The organism is Curtobacterium sp. Arg-1 (genome assembly GCF_025643395.1).
In the GTDB taxonomy this organism is placed as follows: domain Bacteria; phylum Actinomycetota; class Actinomycetes; order Actinomycetales; family Microbacteriaceae; genus Curtobacterium; species Curtobacterium poinsettiae.
The window spans coordinates 440,480-459,488 of sequence record NZ_CP095731.1 but is presented as its reverse complement, the minus strand read 5'-3'; the positions used below and the strand labels follow the sequence as shown (position 1 = coordinate 459,488).

18 protein-coding genes are annotated in these 19,009 nt (G+C 69.8%); 8 read left to right on the top strand and 10 right to left on the bottom strand.

Annotated elements, in window-relative coordinates:
* Positions 1–2: 2 nt before the first annotated feature.
* From MXD64_RS02310 to MXD64_RS02285, 6 genes are read right to left on the bottom strand one after another with little or no spacing between them, the layout of a single operon-like run.
* On the bottom strand, positions 3–929 hold the full coding sequence (locus MXD64_RS02310; RefSeq protein WP_017886416.1) for a prenyltransferase: 927 nt from the start codon (positions 927–929) through the stop codon (positions 3–5).
* Complete coding sequence (locus tag MXD64_RS02305) at positions 926–1,345, bottom strand: lycopene cyclase domain-containing protein (RefSeq protein ID WP_262160603.1); 420 nt, start codon at positions 1,343–1,345, stop codon at positions 926–928. The genes MXD64_RS02310 and MXD64_RS02305 overlap by 4 nt, the downstream gene beginning before the upstream one ends.
* Positions 1,342–1,674, bottom strand: a complete 333-nt coding sequence (locus MXD64_RS02300) for a lycopene cyclase domain-containing protein (RefSeq protein WP_017886418.1) — start codon at positions 1,672–1,674, stop codon at positions 1,342–1,344. Before MXD64_RS02300 ends, MXD64_RS02305 begins: the two co-directional genes overlap by 4 nt.
* Positions 1,674–3,314: a phytoene desaturase family protein gene (crtI, locus tag MXD64_RS02295; protein WP_082509494.1), complete on the bottom strand. Its 1,641-nt coding sequence runs from the start codon at positions 3,312–3,314 to the stop codon at positions 1,674–1,676. Before crtI ends, MXD64_RS02300 begins: the two co-directional genes overlap by 1 nt.
* A complete protein-coding gene (locus MXD64_RS02290; protein WP_017886420.1) occupies positions 3,311–4,249 on the bottom strand; it encodes a phytoene/squalene synthase family protein in 939 nt (312 codons plus the stop codon). The genes crtI and MXD64_RS02290 overlap by 4 nt, the downstream gene beginning before the upstream one ends.
* Positions 4,246–5,304 (bottom strand): polyprenyl synthetase family protein, encoded by a 1,059-nt coding sequence (locus MXD64_RS02285; protein ID WP_259495171.1) that lies wholly within the window; start codon positions 5,302–5,304, stop codon positions 4,246–4,248. Before MXD64_RS02285 ends, MXD64_RS02290 begins: the two co-directional genes overlap by 4 nt.
* A gap of 21 nt (positions 5,305–5,325) precedes the next feature.
* Here MXD64_RS02285 and idi point away from each other — a divergent pair, with 21 nt between their 5' ends.
* A complete protein-coding gene (gene idi / locus MXD64_RS02280) occupies positions 5,326–5,868 on the top strand; it encodes an isopentenyl-diphosphate Delta-isomerase (protein WP_056069633.1) in 543 nt (180 codons plus the stop codon).
* Between the two features lie 156 nt (positions 5,869–6,024).
* On the opposite strand, the gene MXD64_RS02275 is transcribed toward idi, so the two are convergent.
* Positions 6,025–6,888, bottom strand: coding sequence for a hypothetical protein (locus tag MXD64_RS02275; protein ID WP_263137077.1), 864 nt, complete (start codon positions 6,886–6,888; stop codon positions 6,025–6,027).
* A 329-nt stretch (positions 6,889–7,217) separates the two neighbouring features.
* On the opposite strand from MXD64_RS02275, the gene MXD64_RS02270 reads away from it, so the two are divergent.
* The 5 genes from MXD64_RS02270 (at position 7,218) to MXD64_RS02250 (ending at position 13,930) form a co-directional block, all read left to right on the top strand.
* A complete protein-coding gene (locus tag MXD64_RS02270) occupies positions 7,218–8,267 on the top strand; it encodes a magnesium and cobalt transport protein CorA (RefSeq protein ID WP_056069638.1) in 1,050 nt (349 codons plus the stop codon).
* Between the two features lie 116 nt (positions 8,268–8,383).
* The gene (locus tag MXD64_RS02265) at positions 8,384–9,403 is read left to right on the top strand and encodes a LacI family DNA-binding transcriptional regulator (RefSeq protein WP_017886425.1); all 1,020 of its coding nucleotides are present in this window, start codon (positions 8,384–8,386) and stop codon (positions 9,401–9,403) included.
* Positions 9,404–9,952: 549 nt separating this feature from the next.
* Positions 9,953–11,476, top strand: coding sequence for a multiple monosaccharide ABC transporter ATP-binding protein (mmsA, locus tag MXD64_RS02260; RefSeq protein WP_042538695.1), 1,524 nt, complete (start codon positions 9,953–9,955; stop codon positions 11,474–11,476).
* Entirely contained in the window at positions 11,473–12,765 is a 1,293-nt protein-coding gene (gene mmsB, locus MXD64_RS02255; RefSeq protein ID WP_017886427.1) for a multiple monosaccharide ABC transporter permease, read from the top strand. Before mmsA ends, mmsB begins: the two co-directional genes overlap by 4 nt.
* Before the next feature lie 61 nt (positions 12,766–12,826).
* A complete protein-coding gene (locus tag MXD64_RS02250; RefSeq protein ID WP_017886428.1) occupies positions 12,827–13,930 on the top strand; it encodes a substrate-binding domain-containing protein in 1,104 nt (367 codons plus the stop codon).
* Between the two features lie 245 nt (positions 13,931–14,175).
* Here the strand turns inward: MXD64_RS02250 and MXD64_RS02245 are convergent, their stop codons facing one another.
* The 3 genes from MXD64_RS02245 to dcd all read right to left on the bottom strand — a co-directional run bounded on the left by MXD64_RS02245 (position 14,176) and on the right by dcd (position 15,706).
* Positions 14,176–14,523, bottom strand: a complete 348-nt coding sequence (locus MXD64_RS02245) for a HepT-like ribonuclease domain-containing protein (protein ID WP_159557198.1) — start codon at positions 14,521–14,523, stop codon at positions 14,176–14,178.
* Positions 14,520–15,035 carry a helix-turn-helix domain-containing protein gene (locus MXD64_RS02240; protein ID WP_263137076.1) on the bottom strand — a complete coding sequence of 172 codons (516 nt, stop codon included), beginning with the start codon at positions 15,033–15,035 and terminating at the stop codon, positions 14,520–14,522. Before MXD64_RS02240 ends, MXD64_RS02245 begins: the two co-directional genes overlap by 4 nt.
* Before the next feature lie 83 nt (positions 15,036–15,118).
* Complete coding sequence (gene dcd / locus MXD64_RS02235; RefSeq protein ID WP_056069652.1) at positions 15,119–15,706, bottom strand: dCTP deaminase; 588 nt, start codon at positions 15,704–15,706, stop codon at positions 15,119–15,121.
* An 83-nt stretch (positions 15,707–15,789) separates the two neighbouring features.
* Between dcd and MXD64_RS02230 the strand changes: the two genes are divergently transcribed.
* Positions 15,790–16,881 (top strand): GNAT family N-acetyltransferase, encoded by a 1,092-nt coding sequence (locus tag MXD64_RS02230; RefSeq protein ID WP_263137075.1) that lies wholly within the window; start codon positions 15,790–15,792, stop codon positions 16,879–16,881.
* Positions 16,882–16,933: 52 nt separating this feature from the next.
* Positions 16,934–18,979: a cytochrome c oxidase assembly protein gene (locus MXD64_RS02225; RefSeq protein ID WP_056069656.1), complete on the top strand. Its 2,046-nt coding sequence runs from the start codon at positions 16,934–16,936 to the stop codon at positions 18,977–18,979.
* Positions 18,980–19,009: the final 30 nt, after the last annotated feature.

Sequence of the window (19,009 nt, the reverse complement as noted above, 5' to 3'; positions counted from 1 at the left end):
TGTCAGTGCGTGTAGGCGTACGCGATGAGTGCCATCGTGACGATGAAGCCCGCCAGGTAGTTGATCCAGAGGAACCGCTTCCAGCCGGCGTTCGCGGCCTCGGCGCCCTGGTCGGTGATGTTCCACCACGGCAGCACGTTGAGCGCGTACGGGAGGACCACGATCGCGGCGATCGGCCCGGGGAACGCCGAGAACAGCAGGGCGACGCCGGCGACCAGGTACGCGACGAAGGCCAGCCGCACGGTCGCCCGCGCACCGATGACGGTGGCGACCGAGCCGATGCCGCCGGCCCGGTCGGCCAGGACGTCCTGCACGGCACCGAACGCGTGCGAGGCCACGCCCCACAGGAAGAACGCGATGCACACGGCGACGAGCTCGCCGGTCCAGTGCGGCCCCGCGAGGGCGAGACCGAAGATCGCCGGCGAGACGAAGTGCGTGCTCGACGTGAGCGAGTCGAGGAACGGCTTCTCCTTGAACCGCAGCCCCGGCGCCGAGTACGCGATGACCGCGAAGACGCTGATCGCCAGGACGAGCCACGACCACGGACCGTTGCCGCTGACCGCGCCGAGCACCACGAGCGCGACGAGGAAGGGGACGTTCGTGACGACGACGGCCCACAGCGTGGCACGGTGCACGCTCCTGTCGAGCAGGGCGCCCTCGACGCCGCCCTTCCGCGGGTTGCGCAGGTCGGACTCGTAGTCGAAGACGTCGTTGATGCCGTACATCGCCAGGTTGTAGGGCACCAGGAAGTACACGACACCGACCAGGAACGCGATCAGCGAGAACCCGCCGCCGCCCTCGACGCCGACCCCGCTGCCGAGCAGGTACGCCGCGCCGAACGGGTACGCGGTGTTCACCCAGCTGATCGGCCGCGACGACACGAACAGGGCGCGCAGGGTCGACGGCCTGGAGGCGGTGCTGGCGTTCACTTCGTGTCCTCTGCTGGTGCTGGCTCCGCTGGTGCTGGTGCTGGGGTCGGGTGGGGCGCGGGGCGCGCGCCGGTCCGGTCGAACAGGACCCACAGGCTGGGCAGCAGCACGATGGCGGACATCGCGTAGGCGAGGTCTTCGACCGGGATCGCACCGATCTTCGCACCGCTGATGAGCGAGGGGTCGTAGGCGACGATGCGCAGCGTGACGATGACGTTGTCGAACACCATCGTCATCACCAGCAGCGCGATGCCCGCGATCACGGACGTGAGCACCGCGACCCGGCGACCCACCGCGGGCAGCCGACCCGCGGCGCGTGCACGGCGCGCGGCGACGACCCCGGCGATGACGCCGACGACGGCCGTGACGCCGAAGAACGGCAGGGCCAGGAGCGCGTACGCCCCGGCGCCGTTCACGCCTGCCGCCGGTCGGTCGCCCGCTGGACGAGCGGCCGGACGAACCCGACCAGGTCCATCGTCGAGTAGCAGAGCAGCAGCAGGAAGAAGAGCTCCTCGAGCGGGACCTCGGGCGCCAGGAGCACCCCGGTGAGCAGGTTCTGCGGCCCGATGAAGAAGATGCCGGCCGCGACACCGGCGATGTCCCACACCATGAAGAACGCGACCCCGACGACCGTCACGGCCGCCGCCCGCCACGGCGCCCGCCAGAAGAACAACCGGAAGCGGGCGTCCAGCACGGTCATGCCGACCAGGGACACCACCAGGCCGGCGAGGTACAGCCCGGGCATCAGGCGGTCTCGGTCCGGTCCCTCGGGGCCCCGAGGGGTGTCGGCAGCGGCTCGGTGCTCCGGTCGCCGTGGATGCGCTTGAGCAGGACCTCGGCGCTGATCAGGCACATCGGCAGACCGATGCCCGGGATCGTCGAGGCGCCGACGTAGTACAGCCCCTCGACCTTCTTCGACGCGTTCTTCTCGCGGAAGAACGCGCTCTGCTTCAGCGTGTGCGCCGGACCGAGCATCGAGCCGCTCCAGGCGTTCAGGTCGTCGGCGAAGTCGCGGGGCCCGATGGTGCGACGGACCCGGATGCGGTCGCGCAGGTCCGGCACCCCGGCACGCTCGGCCAGCACGTCGATCGCACGGTCGGCGATCTGCTCGACCTGGTAGTCGCCGGCGCCGTCGATGCCACCCTTGCCGATCGACAGGTCGGCGGGCAGGGGCACCAGGATGAACAGGTTGCTGGTGCCGGGCGGGGAGACGCTCGGGTCGGTCTCGGACGGGGCGCAGACGTAGATCGACGCGGGGTCCGGCACGTGCCGGTCGTCCCCGAAGATCGCGCCGAAGTTGGCCTTCCAGTCCGCGGTGAACATCAGGGTGTGGTGCAGCAGCCCCGGCGTCGGACCGTCGATGCCCAGGTACACGAGCACCGCGCTCGGCCCCGGGTCGCGCTTCTTCCAGTGGTCGGCACCGTGGGTGCGGTGCTCCCGCTCGAGCAGCTGCATCTCGGTGTGCTGCAGGTCGGCCGCGCTGACCACGAGGTCCGCGGGGGCCGTGTGCTGCACGCCGTCGCGGTCGCGGTGGACGACACCGGTGGCGACGCCGTCCTCGACGACGATCCGTTCGACCTTCGCACCGGCGATGATCTTCGCGCCCTCGGCACGGGCGACCCGCTCGACGGCGGAGATCACCTCGGTGATGCCGCCCTTCGGGTAGAGCACGCCGTCGGACAGGTCCAGGTGGCTCATCAGGTGGTACATGCTCGGCGCCGCGTACGGGCTCGTGCCGAGGAACACCGCCGGGTAGCCGAGGATCTGCCACAGGCGGCGATCGCGCACGGCGGTCTCGGCGAAGGTCGAGAGCGGCTCGAGCAGCAGGCGCGCGAGCTTCGGCAGGCGCCGGAGCACGTCGGGTGCCGCGAGCTTCGTGAGGTCCTGGAACGTCGTGTACAGGAACCGGCGGACGGCCATCCGGTAGGTGTCCTCGGCCGACGCCAGGTACTTCCGCATCCGCTCGCCGGCACCGGGCTCGATGGACTCGAACAGCTCGATGTTGGCCTCGGCGTCGGCGCGCAGGTCGATCGGCTCGTCGTGGCCCTCGCTGTAGACGCGGTAGCCGGGGTCGAGCTTCACCAGGTCGAGCTCGGCCTCGGCTGACGTGCCGAGCAGCTGGAAGAAATGGTCGAACACCTCGGGCATGAGGTACCACGACGGCCCGGTGTCGAACCGGAACCCGTCCTGCTCCCACGAACCGGCACGGCCGCCGAGCTGCGTGCGCTGCTCGAGCACCGTCACCGAGAAGCCGTCGCGGGCGAGCAGCGCAGCGGCCGCCAGGCCGCTGATGCCGCCGCCGATGACGACGGCACGACGTGCCGGCACCTTGCGCCGGGTGGTGGGGGCGACCGTCTTCGGTCGGGAGGCGCGGGGCGGGGTCATGACGAGCCTCCCGGCCGGTGGGTGGTTGCGCGCGACCGGAGCGGTCCACGTCCGGCGAGGACCTGTGCCGCGAGGCGGACCTTCACCGGGTTGGGGACGCGCACGCGCGTCGTGACGAGACGGCTCGCCGGGGTGCGCGCGAGTCGGTCGTTGAGTTCCTGGAAGAGCGCGTGTGCGAGCCCGACGGCGTTGCGGGCATCGGCCGGCAGCAGCCGGATCGTCCGCGCGGCGTGGTCGAGGTCTGCCTGCACGTCGGCGACCAGGCGGTGCTTCGTGGCCTCGTCGAAGGAACGGATGTCGACGCCCGGGAAGTACGAGCGACCGAGCACCTCGAAGTCGGCGTGCAGGTCACGCAGGAAGTTCACCTTCTGGAACGCCGCACCGAGCGCACGCGCCCCGGCGACGAGCTCGGCCTGGTCGAACGTCGGCTTGCCCGCGCGGTACACGAACGCACGCAGGCACATCAGGCCCACGACCTCGGCCGAGCCGTACACGTACGCGTCGAACGAGGCGTCGTCGTGCTCGGTGCGCTCGAGGTCCATGCGCATCGAGGCGAAGAACGGGGCGGTGAGCTCGGCGCCGAAGCCGGTGGTGCGGGCGGTGCGGGCGAAGGCGTGGACCACCGGGTTCACCGAGAAGCCGAGCGCGATGGCCCGTTCGGTGTCGGCCTCGAGCTCGTCGAGCACGGTCCGGGCGAGCTCGCGGTCGAGCCCGGCCTCGGTCGCGGGGCCGTCGACGACCTCGTCCGCGACGCGGACCAGCGCGTAGACGTTGCGGATGTGCTCGCGCGTGTCGCGGGCGAGCATGCGGCTCGCCAGGCCGAAGGACGTGGAGTACCGGTCGATGACGACACCCGACGCGGCCTCGGCCGTCGCGTCGTAGAGCTGGAGGCGAGCCGGACGGGATCCGGTCGCCGTGGTGGTGCTGTGGGTCACCGGGCGCGCTCCACGAGTTCGGTCACGAGGGCCTCCAGGCGGTCGGCGAGTTCGTACGGCAGCCGGGCGAGCTCGGCCCGGGCGAGTGCGGTGTGGTCAGCGACGCGTGCTTCCGCGGCGCCGCGCGCACCGCAGGACACCAGGGTCGCACGGACCTCGTCCGCGCGGGCCTCGGTCAGGTCCGGGTCACCCAGGTACGGCTCGAGGTCGGGCCAGCAGTCGGTGGTCGCCGCGTACGCGATGAGCATGGTGCGCTTGCCCTCGCGCAGGTCGCCGAGCACGGTCTTGCCGGTCATGGTCTCGTCGCCGAACACCCCGAGCAGGTCGTCGACGATCTGGTACGCGATGCCGATCTCGCGGCCGAAGGCACCGAGGGCGGTGACGATCTCCTCGTCGGCGCCGGCCAGCACCGCACCGGACTGCAGCGGTGCCTCGAACGAGTACACGCTCGTCTTCGCACGCTCCATCGCCAGGACCTCGTCCACCGTCGGCATCACCCCGAGTGCCAGGTCGACGTCGGTCATCTCGCCGGCGGCGCTGGCGAACACGGCCTCGTCGAACAGCTCGAGCAACCGCTCACGCCGGGCGCCGTCGACCCCCGCGGCCTCGATGAACCGAGGTGCCCCGGCGAGCGCCAGGTCACCGGCGATCACAGCGGCGCTCATCCCCCGGTGCTCGGCGGTCGGCAGCGGCAGGCCACCCGTCGTCCCGTTGTCACGGAACGACCCGGCGACGTTCGGCTGCCCGCGGCGCGACCAGTCACGGTCGATGACGTCGTCGTGCACCACCAGCGCGGTGTGCAGGAGTTCGTAGGCCGCCGCGACGTTGGCGGCGGCGTGCGCGTCGGTGCCGCCCATGCCGGCGTACGCGGTCATGACCATGCGTGGCCGGAAGCGCTTGCCGCCCATGCTCGCCTTGCGGAGCACGCGCCACAGCTCTTCCGACGGTCGGCCGTAGCGCTCGGCGCGCGCCGACGACACGGCGAAGAAGCGCTCGAGGCAGTCGTCGACGAGCGCGAGGTCGATGTGCGGCACGGTGGTCGCTTCCTCGCTCATTGGCCTAACCTATCGACTCAGATGAACGCTTTCCCTGAATCCGTGGTGCTCCTGTCCGACGACCGTACCCCGATCGGCACGGCGGACAAGTTCACGGTCCACACTGCCCACACGCCCCTGCACCTGGCCTTCTCGTGCCACGTCCGGAACACCGACGGCGACGTCCTGGTGACCCGACGAGCGCTGTCGAAGAAGACCTGGCCGGGGGTGTGGACGAACACCTTCTGCGGTCACCCCGGTCCGGACGAGTCCTTCGAGGACGCGATCGCCCGTCGCGCCGCTCGCGAACTCGGCATCACCATCCGTGACGTCGAGGTCGTGCTGCCGGAGTTCCGGTACCGCGCGGTCGACGCGTCGGGCATCGTCGAGAACGAGGTCTGCCCCGTCTTCCGTGCCGTGACCGACGACACCCCGGCGCCCGCGGACGACGAGGTCGCCGAGTGGGCCTGGCTGTCCGAGGATTCTCTCAGGCAGGCCGTCGCCGGTGCGCCGTTCGCCTGGAGCCCGTGGCTCGGCTGGCAGCTGGCCGAGCTCGAGACCGCTGGGTTGCACGTCACGCGCTGACGCTGCTGCGTCTGCGTCTGCGTCTGCGTGTGCACCTGCGCCTGCGCCTGAGCGACTGCGCGACTGACCGAATGCGCGCGGCCGGCGCTGCGCGGAGCCGGCCGTTGCGGCCTGGCAGGGTGGACAGCGACGCCTGCCAGGCCCCTACCGGGCCGCTCAGGACCAGGCGTTCGACACGCACTTCGCGATCGTGCCCGTCGTGAAGCCAGCCGCCGCGGCGAGACACGGAGCGCAGAGCACCATGGTCGCGCAGGCTGCGCCGCACGCGACGCCGAGGACTGCGATCACCGCCCAGCTGATCCCGATGCTGTTGAGGCAGTTGTTCAGTCGCTTCCAGTCGAGGCCGTACGTCCCGACGGACGATGCCTGCTCAGCTTCGGTTCCCTGTGTGAGGTCCACGTTCTTGGTCAGCTGACCGTCCTGCCACATCGCGAAGTGCACCACGGTCACGGACGTCATCGCGGAGGCCATCTCGGTGATGGTCGTCTCACCGTCCACGGTCACGAACGAGAGCTTCGTCATCTCCGGGACGTCGGTCCCGAGGAGCGGGACCGAGACGACGTCGGCGCCCTCGTAGGTGTAAGCAGTGGCACCAGCCCAGTCAGGTCGCAGCCCTGAGCGTGCGGAGTACCCCGCTTCCCGAGCCGCCGAGACCGCGTTCGAACTCCGGTTGCGCCCTTCGACTCGGAGCTGCGAAGCGAGCTGGACGAGCCGTCCTGTGCCGGAGGGGTCCGTGACCGTCACCGCGCTCGACGCCTCGGCTCGTGCCGGCGCCACGACGCCGACGAGCGCGATCGCTGCGGCGGCCGCGGCGACGAACGCCACCCCCGAGAGTGCCAGCGTGCGCTTCTGACGGGGGCGCCTCGGTCGCATCTCACGGATCGACGCTGTGCCGATGCCGGCGGCGCCCAGGAGCCACCACACGACGGCGACATCGCGGAACCCCGGGGCGAACGACAAGGCGACGCACCCGATCGACGCCAGGATGATCCCGATGGTGGGCGACTGCTTCTTGACCATGACACCCCTTCGTGCTGGCATCCAGTGTTCTGGATATCAGGACACTAGCGTCCGGGTCGGGGTGCAGCAAGGGTTCTCATGACCGATGTGGAAAGCCGAGATCGAAGTTGTCCGACCCACGCCGCAGGCGTACGCTCGACGGTCGGCAGCGCTCTGGGCGCCGCCACGACGAGACGAGAAGGGCAGGTGAGGCGCGATGTCGGGTGACCATCCTCGATCGGGCCGGCCGCCCGTGTCGGTCGTCGCGCCCGTTCGCTGACCCTGCCCCGCCCCGGATCGCCTCCGGGGTGCCATCGCGCCCGCCTGCTCCCCACCGAAGGAGCACGCACATGGCACTGATCGACAACGCGATCTACGTCCGGGGACGCCGCGTGGAGTCTCCGTCGACCCTGTCGCGCCCGGCTCGTGGCGACCTGACCTGGATCGGGCTGCTCCGGCCCGACCCGCACGAGCTCGAGGCCGTCGCCACCGAGTTCGACCTGCACGAGAACGCCGTCGAGGACGCCCGCAAGGGGCACCAGCGCGCCAAGCTCGAGCGGTACGGCGACACCCTGTTCCTGGTGCTCCGGCCGGCCTGGTTCGACCCGTCCGAGGGCACCGTGGAGTTCGGCGAGGTCCACCTGTTCGTCGGCGACCACTTCGTCGTCAGCGTCCGGCACGCCGCGCGCCCCGACCTGGCGGCACTTCGGGCACAGGTCGAGGCGGACCCGGAGTTCCTGGCGAAGGGGTCCGAGGCGGTCACCGCGGCCGTGCTCGACGAGGTCGTCGACGGGTACGGGCCCGTCGTCCAGGTGCTGCAGGAGCAGATCGACGCCATCGAGGACCAGCTGTTCGCCGGGCAGGTCGACCCCGGGGTCTCGAAGCGCATCTACCAGCTGCTCAGCGAGGTCCTGGCGTTCCAGCGCGCGACCACCCCGGTGCCCGCGATGGTGACCGGGCTGCTCCGCGGTGCCGACAAGTACGGCGTGGACGACGACGTGCAGCACCGGCTCCGCAACGTGCACGACCACGCGCTCCGTGTCACCGAGCGGGTCGACTCGTTCCGCGCCCTGCTCGAGAACGCCCTGACCCTGCACGCCACCCTGGTGTCGCAGGAGCAGAACGAGGCGATGCGGCGGATGACCAGCGCGAGCCTGGCGCAGGGCGAGGAGAGCCGGCAACTCGCCCGGGCAGCGCACCGCCAGGGCGAGGAGGTCAAGAAGATCTCGTCGTGGGCGGCGATCCTGTTCGCGCCCGGCCTGATCGCCGGTGTCTACGGGATGAACTTCGACCACATGCCCGAGCTGCACTGGCACTACGGCTACCCGGTCGCGATCCTCGGCATGCTCCTGCTGATGGGCGTGCTCTGGGCGATCTTCCGCAAGCGCAACTGGCTCTGAGCGGACGGCGGATCGGCGCACAGGTGGCGCCGATCCGCTGGACGTGCATAATGATCTGGCCCGGATGTGAACGTGCACATCGATGTGCCACGACACCCGGGCGGAAACGAGCAGCAATGGCGTCATCGCGGACACAGCAACCGCGTTCGCCCAGCATCCGTGACGTCGCACGGATCGCGGGCGTCTCGCACCAGACCGTCTCGCGGGTGCTGAACAACTCGGACGCGATCCGGGCCGAGACGCGCGACAAGGTCCTGGCGGCCATGGAGCAGCTGCAGTACCGGCCGAACCGGGCCGCGCGCGCCCTGGTGACGAGCCGGACGCACACGATCGGCGTCCTGACGGCCCGTCGCGCCCACTACGGTCCCGCGGTCGCACTGCAGGCGATCGAGGACGCCGCGATGCTGCGCGGCTACTCCGTCACGACGGCGAACATCGCCGAGGCGACCGACGCCGCCGTGCGTGAAGGGCTCGGACACCTGCTCGACCTGGACGTCGAGGGCATCGTCGTCATCGCGCCCCAGCAGCGGGTCTTCGACCTGATCGCCGAGCTCGGAATCCGCACCCCCTACGTCACCATGCGTGCCAGCGTCGGCGAGGACCCCACGGCCCTGTGGGTGGACCAGATGGAGGGCGCACGACTCGCGACCGCGCACCTGCTCGACCTGGGACACGAGTACGTCCGGCACATCGCCGGCCCACAGGACTGGATCGAGGCCGACGCCCGCATGCAGGGGTTCCTGCGCGAGATGTCCGACCGCGACATGGCCGTCGCCCCGCCGATCCTGGGCGACTGGACCGCCGACTTCGGCTACCACGCCGGCCGCGAGCTGCTGCGGTGGCGGGACTGCACCGCGATCTTCTGCTCGAACGACCAGATGGCGCTCGGCGTCATGCACGCGGCGCGCTCGTACGGGCTCGACGTCCCGGGGGACCTGTCCGTGGTCGGCTACGACGACATCCCCGAGGCGAAGCACTTCTGGCCGCCGCTGACCACGGTGCAGGTCGACTTCGCCGAGCTCGGGCGTCGCTGCGTGGACCTGCTGCTGCCGAGTGAGGGCGAGCTCCTCCGCCCGATCGACATCGTCCCGCAGCTGGTCGTGCGCGCTTCGACGAGCGCACCCCGCACGCGCTGACGCGCTCGGGGCCGGCGGCGGCGGCGGAGTACCTGCCGCAAACGGGCATCCCTGCCACGAACTTCCGACCAGGGACGCCCGGAAGCGCCAGGGACGCCCGCTCCGACACGGCGAGCGCGGCTCCGGACGCGCCCACGAACCGGACGGGAGGCGCGTGGCGGCGCCGCCACGCGCCTCCCGTCCGCAGCATGCGGATCCACGCAACGAACGCGTGCTCCGGAGGCCCCTGGCCCCAGCCCGGGGGACGTTCCCTCCGGATCACGCACGCCGTTACGAAAACGCGACCAATCCGAATTGACAGCCGCACCGAGGCTGTGCGTAAATTGCCTCCGTCCAGCCGATGTGACCGTTCACATGAGCGTCACACCGCGCCGGATCCGGACGCGACAACGAAGTCCACACAGGCCCCCTGTGCTTTCGCTGCCGCAGCAGAACCACCCGAACACACTGCCGCACCGAAGCGGCAGAAGGAGATGCACTGTGGCGTCAACCCCGATCGACACCGGCCTCGAGACCCGGTCGATCACCGCACCCGAGACCATCCTCGAGATGCGCTCGATCACCAAGGAGTTCCCTGGTGTGAAGGCGCTGGCCGACGTCTCCCTCAGCGTCCGCGCCGGCGAGATCCACGCGATCTGCGGCGAGAACGGCGCCGGCAAGTCGACCTTGATGAAGGTCCTGTCGGGCGTCTACCCGTACGGCACCTACAGCGGCGAGATCGTCTACGAGGGCGAGGAAGTCCGCTTCTCGAACATCAAGCAGTCCGAGCAGGCCGGCATCGTCATCATCCACCAGGAGCTGGCGCTCGTCCCGGAGCTCTCGATCACCGAGAACCTGTTCCTGGGCAACGAGCCGAGCCGCGCTGGCGTCATCAACTGGACCGCCGCGCAGCTCCGTGCGCAGGACCTGCTCGCCCGCGTCGGCCTGGCCGACGACCCGGACACGCAGATCAAGAACATCGGTGTCGGCAAGCAGCAGCTCGTCGAGATCGCGAAGGCCCTGCACAAGGACGTCAAGCTGCTGATCCTCGACGAGCCGACCGCCGCGCTCAACGAGAACGACTCGCAGCACCTGCTCGACCTGATCGTCGGGCTGAAGGCCAAGGGCATCGCGAGCATCATCATCAGCCACAAGCTCAACGAGATCGAGCAGATCGCGGACGAGATCACGATCATCCGTGACGGCAAGGCCATCGAGACGCTCAACGTCAAGGCGGACGGCGTCAACGAGGACCGCATCATCCGCGGCATGGTCGGACGCTCGCTCGAGTCGCGTTTCCCCGACCGCACCCCGAAGATCGGCGAGACCTTCTTCGAGGTCCGCAACTGGACCGTGCAGCACCCGATCGACCCGTCGCGTCTGGTCTGCAAGGCGTCGAACTTCCACGTCCGCAAGGGCGAGATCGTCGGCTTCGCCGGCCTGATGGGCGCCGGACGCACCGAGCTGGCGATGAGCCTGTTCGGTCGCTCCTACGGCACCTGGCTCGACGGCCAGATCATCAAGGACGGCCGCGAGATCAAGGTCACGAACGTCCAGCAGGCGATCGAGAACGGCATCGGCTACGTCTCCGAGGACCGCAAGGCGCTCGGCCTGAACCTGCTCGACACCGTGAAGCGCTCGACGGTCGCCGCCGACCTGCAGAAGATCTCGAAGGCCGGTGTCGTCGACTCGCTCGAGGAGTACTCGGTCGCCGAGAAGTACCGCAAGATGCTCCGCACCAAGGTGCCGAGCGTCGAGGACAACGTCGGCAAGCTCTCTGGTGGCAACCAGCAGAAGGTCGTCCTGTCCAAGTGGATGTTCACCGACCCGGACATCCTGATCCTCGACGAGCCCACCCGCGGCATCGACGTGGGCGCCAAGTTCGAGATCTACGGGATCATCCAGCAGCTCGCGGCCGAGGGGAAGGGCATCATCCTCATCTCGTCCGAGCTGCCCGAACTCCTCGGTCTCTCCGACCGGATCTACACCATCTTCGAGGGCCAGATCACCGCTGACCTCCCGGCCGACCAGGCCGATCCCGAATCGCTCATGCGCAGCATGACCTCCGCGCGGAAGGGCGCCACCGCCTCATGAACAACCTGAAACTGCTCTTCGGCAAGGGCAACTCGATCGGCCAGTACGGCATGATCATCGCCCTCATCGTGCTGCTCGCGTTCTTCGCGGTCACGACGAAGGGGCTCATCCTCGAGCCGACCAACGTCATCAACCTGTTCCTGCAGTACTCCTACATCCTGATCCTGGCGCTCGGCATGGTCATGGTCATCATCGCGGGGCACATCGACCTGTCGGTGGGTTCGGTCGCGGCCGTCGTCGGCATCGTCGTGGCGCAGTCCATGTCCGTGTGGAACTTCCCGGTGTGGGCCGCGATCATCCTGGGCCTGGCCTGCGGTGCCGCGATCGGCGCCTGGCAGGGCTTCTGGGTGGCGTTCGTGAAGGTCCCGGCCTTCATCGTGACGCTGGCCGGTCAGCTCATCTTCCGTGGCGTGAACCAGATCATCGGCAACTCGACGTCCGTCCCCGTGCCGAACGACTTCACCCCGATCGGCGCCGGCTTCCTCGGTGACTTCGGCCCCGACTTCGGCTACAGCAACGGCACGCTGCTCATCGGGCTCGTCACGATCCTCGCGCTCATCATCATCGAGGCCCGTGGCCGTGCCCGCCGCCGGAAGATGCAGGCAGAGGTCCCGCCGCTGTGGGTCTCGATCGTCCGCACCGGCATCCTGGTCGCCGTCACGCTCGTCGCCACGTACCTGTTCGGCGCCGGTCCGGTCGGCACCTCGGTCCCGATCGTCGCGATCATCCTCGGTGTCCTGACCATCGTCTACGGCTTCGTCACGAAGAACACGATCTTCGGTCGCCAGGTCTACGCCGTCGGTGGCAACGCCAACGCCGCGATCCTGTCCGGCGTCTCGGCGAAGAAGGTCAACTTCTTCGTCATGATGAACATGTCGGTCCTCGCCGCGATCGCCGGCATGGTGTTCGTCGCCTACTCCGGCGCCTCGGGCCCCGCGGACGGCACCGGCTGGGAGCTCGACGCGATCGCCGCCGTGTTCGTCGGTGGTGCAGCGGTCGCCGGTGGTGTCGGCACGATCTCCGGCTCGATCATCGGTGGTCTCGTGATGGCGCTGCTGTCGAACGGCCTGCAGCTGATGGGCCTCGAGTCCAACCAAGTGCAGATCATCCGCGGTCTCGTCCTGCTCGTCGCCGTCGCCTTCGACGTCTACTCGAAGTCGCAGGGTCGTCCGTCCCTCATCGGGGGCATGATGCGGCAGTTCCAGCGGAAGGACACCGAGGAGAACACGGTGGCCGCCCAGCAGCCGCGGTCGATCGACGGTCAGCCCGACAAGCCGACCCTCCCCTAGTCCCAACTCCCCACACCGGGGCCTCGGCCCCACACCTCCTCAACGAAGAGAAAGCACTCACATGCGCAAGAAGATCGTCGCCGGCCTCAGCCTGGCGCTCATCGCGGGCCTCGCCCTCAGCGGCTGCTCGTCGCGCGGCTCGTCCGACGACGCCGGCAGCAGCAGCACCATCAAGAAGGGCGACCTCATCGGCGTCGCCCTGCCGGCCAAGACCTCGCAGAACTGGGTCCTCGCTGGTGCCGCGTTCAAGAAGTCGATCGAGGACGCCGGCTTCAAGGCCGACATCCAGTACGCCAACGCCGGCAACCCGGTGCCCGACCAGCAGTCGCAGATCTCCGGCATGATCACCAAGGGCGCCAAGGCCGTCATCATCGGTGCCGCCGACGGTTCGCAGCTGACCGCGCAGGTCAAGTCCGCCAAGGACCGCGGCGCCGTCGTCATCGCCTGGGACCGCAACATCCTGAACACGAAGAACGTCGACTACTACGTGGCGTTCAACAACTTCAAGGTCGGCCAGCTCCAGGCCGAGGCGCTGCTCAAGGGCCTCGAGGAGAAGAAGGGCGACAAGCCGTACAACGTCGAGCTCTTCGCCGGTTCGCCGGACGACGCCAACGCCACCGTGTTCTTCAACGGTGCGATGGACGTCCTCCAGCCGAAGATCGACGACGGCACGATCAAGGTCGTCTCCGGTCAGACCACGTTCCAGAAGGTCGTCACGCAGGGCTGGCTCGCGCAGAAGGCCCAGTCGCGCATGACCGACCTGCTCGCGCAGTACTACACGGGTGACACCGAGCTCGACGGCGTCCTGTCGCCGAACGACACCCTCGCCCGTGCGATCCTCACCGCGACCAAGGCCGCCGGCAAGGACAACCCCGTCGTGACCGGTCAGGACTCCGAGACCGCGTCGATCCCGCTCATCATGCAGGGCACGCAGTACTCGACGATCTTCAAGGACACCACGAAGGAAGCCCAGGCTGCCGTCGACCTCGTCTCCACCCTGTCGAAGGGCGACAAGCCCGACACCAAGATGGACAAGACGAACAACTACAACGGTGTGAAGACGGTCCCCGCGATCGAGCTCGCACCGGTCCTCGTCACCAAGGACAACGCCGTCGAGGCCTACAAGGGCAACGACACCCTCGAGGAGCTCGCCAAGAAGGGCTGATCTCCCCAGCACCACGGACGGCCCCGTCTCGCCTCGGCGAGACGGGGCCGTCCTGCGCCGTCCGCGGGCCGACCACACGGCGGCCGGGAGGCGCGGCGCAGGTGGCGATCCGTGCCTCCAGTCCGGTGGGTGGTCCGTGGATGCGAGACGCCGGCGTCTCGGGAAGACGCCGCGGAATCCGGCGGCGTCTCACGGCACATGACGGCGTCGGCGCAAGACGCCGGCGTCTCGCGCTGCACCTGCCGTCAGGGCTGGGCGGCGCGCAGCCGCTTCGCGGCGTCGGCGAGGTGCGGGACGTCCGTTCGCGCGGTGCCGACCACCAGCGCACGGGTGGTGTCGAAGTACCGGCGCGTGAGCCGTTCCCCCAGGTCGGACACCTGCGACCAGGGGATGCCGGGCTCGCTTGCGGTGACCGGGGCGGGGAGCATCCGCACCGCCTCGCCGATCTCGACCAGGCGCATCCGCACGGCGTCGTGCACCAGGTCCTCGGGCAGCCGCTCGTCGTCCACGTAGCGCCGGATCGCCTCGCAGGCCCGGATGACGTCGTCGATGCGGTCGCCGACGGCCCGGCGGACCGCCGGGTGCGGGGTCACAACGGCACCGCGGTCCGGACGACCTCGGGAGCCATGCCCGCTGCGTCGACGACGTCGACGCGGACACCGAGGAGCCGCTCGGCGGCGTCCTGGATCCGCATGAGCGCGAAGATGCCGAGCCCCGGGTCGAGGTCGATCATCAGGTCGACGTCGCTGCCCGGGCCGTCCTCGCCCCTGGCGACGCTGCCGAAGAGCCGCGGACGGTGACCGCCGAACTGTTCGACGATCGCGATGAGGTCCTGCCGAGCGGCGGTGACACGGTCACGCAGGGGCGGTGGTTCCTCGACGGGCTGCAGGTCGATGCTCGTCGTGAAGCCCGCGGCGCGGAGCATCCGCTGCAGCGCCGCGAGGGACGGTTCGCGCCGACCGTTCTCGTACGTGCTGATGACGCTCTGTGTGACGCCGGCACGTCGGGCGAGCTGGACCTGGGTCAGTTCGGCCCGCTCGCGGGCGTCGCGGATGAGCACGGCGGCGGACAGCGGCGTCGCAGGCCGAGGAGGTTCAGCGGACATGCTGCAACGATACACAGCATGCGACATTTCGTCCGCCGGTGTGATCGACGGGGGGCGCGAGGGACGGTACGGACCAGCGCGGGTCAGCGCGGGTCGGAGACGTCCGCGCGGTGGAAGTTCTGCGACGAGCGGGACGCGGTCGGGCCGCGCTGGCCCTGGTAGCGGGACTGGTACTCGGCCGAGCCGTAGGGCTTCTCGGCCGGGCTCGACAGCTGGAAGAAGCAGAGCTGGCCGATCTTCATCCCCGGCCACAGCTTGATCGGCAGCGTCGCCACGTTCGACAGCTCGAGCGTCACGTGCCCCGAGAACCCGGGGTCGATGAAGCCCGCGGTCGAGTGGGTCAGGAGTCCGAGCCGGCCGAGCGAGCTCTTGCCCTCGAGCCGCGCGGCGATGTCGTCGGGCAGCGTGACGACCTCGAACGTGGAACCGAGGACGAACTCGCCGGGGTGCAGCACGAACGCCTCATCCGGGTCGGTCTCGACCAGGCGGGTCAGGTCGGGCTGGTCCACGGCGGGGTCGATGTGCGGGTACTTGTGGTTGTCGAACAACCGGAAGAACTTGTCGAGCCGGACGTCGATGCTCGACGGCTGCACGAGCGAGGCGTCGTACGGGTCGAGGCCGATCCGGCCTTCGGCGAGCTGGGCGGTGATGTCGCGGTCGGAGAGCAGCACGGACGAATCCTAGCGGCAGCGCACGTCCCGCCGGTATGCTGCCAGGCTGCCCACCACCCGGGCGGGCGGCGTTCGGAGCAGTGATGACCACGTACACCGTCGACGAGATCACGGTCCCCGCCTCGATGGACGACGACCCGGCGGTCGTCTCGGTGTTCCGCGAGTGGGTCGACGTGCAGAACCGGGCCGAGGTCGCGACCACGCACCTGCCCGAGCTGCTCTGGACCCCCGAGGAACAGCTGCCCTACCTGATCGACCCGGATGCCCCCAGCCGACTGTTCCTGGTCCGCGACCACGAGGGGACCGCGGTCGGAGCCGGTTCGTACGACTCGAAGGCGACTGCGGACGCCCCGAACTGCTGGATCGCGGTCAGCGTCGCACCCGAGCACCGAGGTCGCGGCGTGGGCACGCTCCTGGCCGAGCACCTGGAGGACGTCGCCCGGGGTCAGGGACGCACGCAGTGGAAGGCCTACGCAGTCTCACGGCAGGTCGGCCCGGCGTCCGGCCCCGGGTACCGACAGGCGCCCACCGGGTTCGGGGCCGTGCCGGAGGACGAGGCAGCGGTCCGGTTCCTGACCCGTCGAGGCTGGCGGCTCGGACAGGTCGACCGGATCAGCCGTCTCGCGCTCCCGGCCGCCGAGGCCGCGGTTGCCGACGTCCGTGCGGCTGCGGACGCCGCGTCGGGTGACCACTACCGCGTGCACACCTGGACAGGACCGACACCCGATCGGTGGCAGTCGGACCTCGCACTCCTGCTGACCCGGATGAGCACCGACGCCCCGTCGGGCGACATGACGGAGCCCGAGGACGCCTGGACCCTCGAGCGGCTCCGGACGCACGAGCAGCACCTCGAGGAGGGACCCCGGACGATGCGCACCGTCGTGGTCGAGGACACGTCGACCGGGTCACTCGTCGGGTTCACCCAGCTCGCCGTACCCGGTCCCCGCACCCAGCCGGTGATGCAGGGCGACACCCTGGTGGTCCGGGAACACCGCGGGCACCGGCTCGGCTGGCTCCTGAAGGCGGTCGGGATCGAGATGGTCCAACAGGAACATCCTGGGCACCCCTCGATCATCACGTTCAACGCGGAGGAGAACCGCCACATGCTCGACGTGAACGAGGCCGTGGGGTTCGTCGGCGTCGGTTGCGAGGGCGTCTGGGAACGGCGGGTCTGAGCGCGCATCCGAGGGGCCGGTTGCCAGCCGACACGCCTACCATTGGACGGTCATGACCGTCACGTCACCCGAAACCCAGCCCACCGGGTCAGCACCGGACGCCGCCCCCACCACCGGGCGCTCGTCCACCGTCGCGACGGTCCTGGTCATCGCGATCCCCCTGGCCGTCGCGTGCTCGCTCCTCGGGCTGACGATCACCGGCGCCTTCAGCACGAGTCAGCAGCTCGTGTCCGCCGGCGAGCTCGTCGAGTACGGCCTGCCGATCGCCCGCGTCGTGCACGACACGATGGCGGCGCTCACGATCGGGCTCCTCATCGTCGCCGCCTTCGCTCTTCCCGCGCAGAAGAAGGACCACGGCGCGCTGTCCAGCGTGCAGCACCGGGCCACCCGGTGGGCCGCAGCGACCGGCGCCGTCTGGTTCCTCGCCGCGGCGGTGAGCATCGTCCTCACCGGCGCGAACACGCTGGGCGTCCCGCTCACCAGCCCGGTGTTCGCGCGCAACTTCATGCTCTTCGCGTTCCAGGTCGAGATCGGTCAGGCCCTCGTCGTGTCCGCGGCCGCGATCCTCATCGCCACGGTGGTGGCCGCCTTCGCCACCCGGGTGACGACCCTGGCGTTCGCCACCGTCATCGGCTTGTTCGCCCTGCTCCCCCTGGCGCTGTCCGGCCACGCCGCCGGGTCGCTCGAGCACGCGAACGCGGTGAACTCGCTCGCGATCCACCTGGTCGGGGTGTGCGTGTGGGCCGGTGGCCTGGTCGCCGTGGTCCTGCTCCGCACGCGCACCAAGGGTGCGACGGGCCGGGTCATCGCCCGGTACTCGACGCTCGCCGGCTGGTCCTTCGGCGCCGTGGCGTTCTCCGGCATCGTGAACGCGTCGCTCCGGCTGACCGGTCCGCTCGACCTGCTCACGACGACCTACGGCTGGCTCATCACGGTCAAGGCGGTCATCCTCGTCCTGCTCGGCGTCGCCGGTGTCGTGCAGCGCCGGAAGCTCGTGCCCGGACTCCTCCGTGCGCCGCTCGACCGTCGCCTGTTCACCCGGTTCGCCCTGGCCGAGATCGTGTTCATGGCCGTGGCCATCGGCGTCTCGGTCGCCGTGTCCCGGTCGCAGCCGCCGATCCCGCAGACCCCGGCGACGGGCGAGGACACCCGCTCTGGTCTGATCGGCTTCCCGTTCCCGCCGACGCAGACCGCGCAGACCTACCTGACGCAGTGGCACATCGACTGGGTCTGGCTCGGCCTGGCCGTCGTCGGAGCCGTCTGGTACCTGCTGGCGGTCCGCAAGCTCCGGAAGCGCGGTGACTCCTGGCCCGTCGGCCGCACCATCGCCTGGCTGATCGGCTGCGCCCTGTTCATCTGGACCACGTCGGCCGGCCCCGCGGTCTACGGCATGATCCACTTCTCGTCGCACATGCTCCAGCACATGCTGCTGATGATGTTCGTGCCGCTGCCGCTCGTGCTCGGCGGCCCGGTGCTGCTCGCGCTCCGCACGCTGCCGGTCCGCAACGACGGCTCCCGCGGCGCCCGCGAGTGGCTCATGCTCTTCGTGCACTCCCGCTGGATGCAGTTCCTCGGCAAGCCCGCCGTCGCCGGGATCATCTTCGCCGGGTCCCTCGTGGTGTTCTACTTCACCCCGGCGTACCAGGCCGCGATGCAGTCGCACGAGTGGCACGTCGCGATGATCGTCCACTTCGTCCTGAGCGGGTACCTGTTCTTCTGGGTGTTCGTCGGTGTCGACCCGGGCCCGAAGCGTCCGCCGTACCCGATGCTCATCATCACGCTCCTGGCCACCCTGGCGTTCCACGCGTTCTTCGGTGTCGCGGTCATGACGTCGCAGTCGGTGTTCGCGATCGACTGGTTCCACGCGCTCGGACAGACGAACGACGCCGGACTGCTCGACGACCAGCACACCGGCGGCGGCATCGCCTGGGGTGCGTCGGAGCTCCCGATGGTGTTCGTGGCCCTGCTCGTGGTCCGCAACTGGATGCGCTCGGACAAGCGCGACGCGAAGCGCCTCGACCGCAAGGCCGAGCGCGACGGCGACGCCGACCTCAAGGCCTACAACGAGCGCCTGGCGGCGATGAGCAAGCGGGACTGAGCCGCCGCACCGATCACCCGGGGGTGCCGC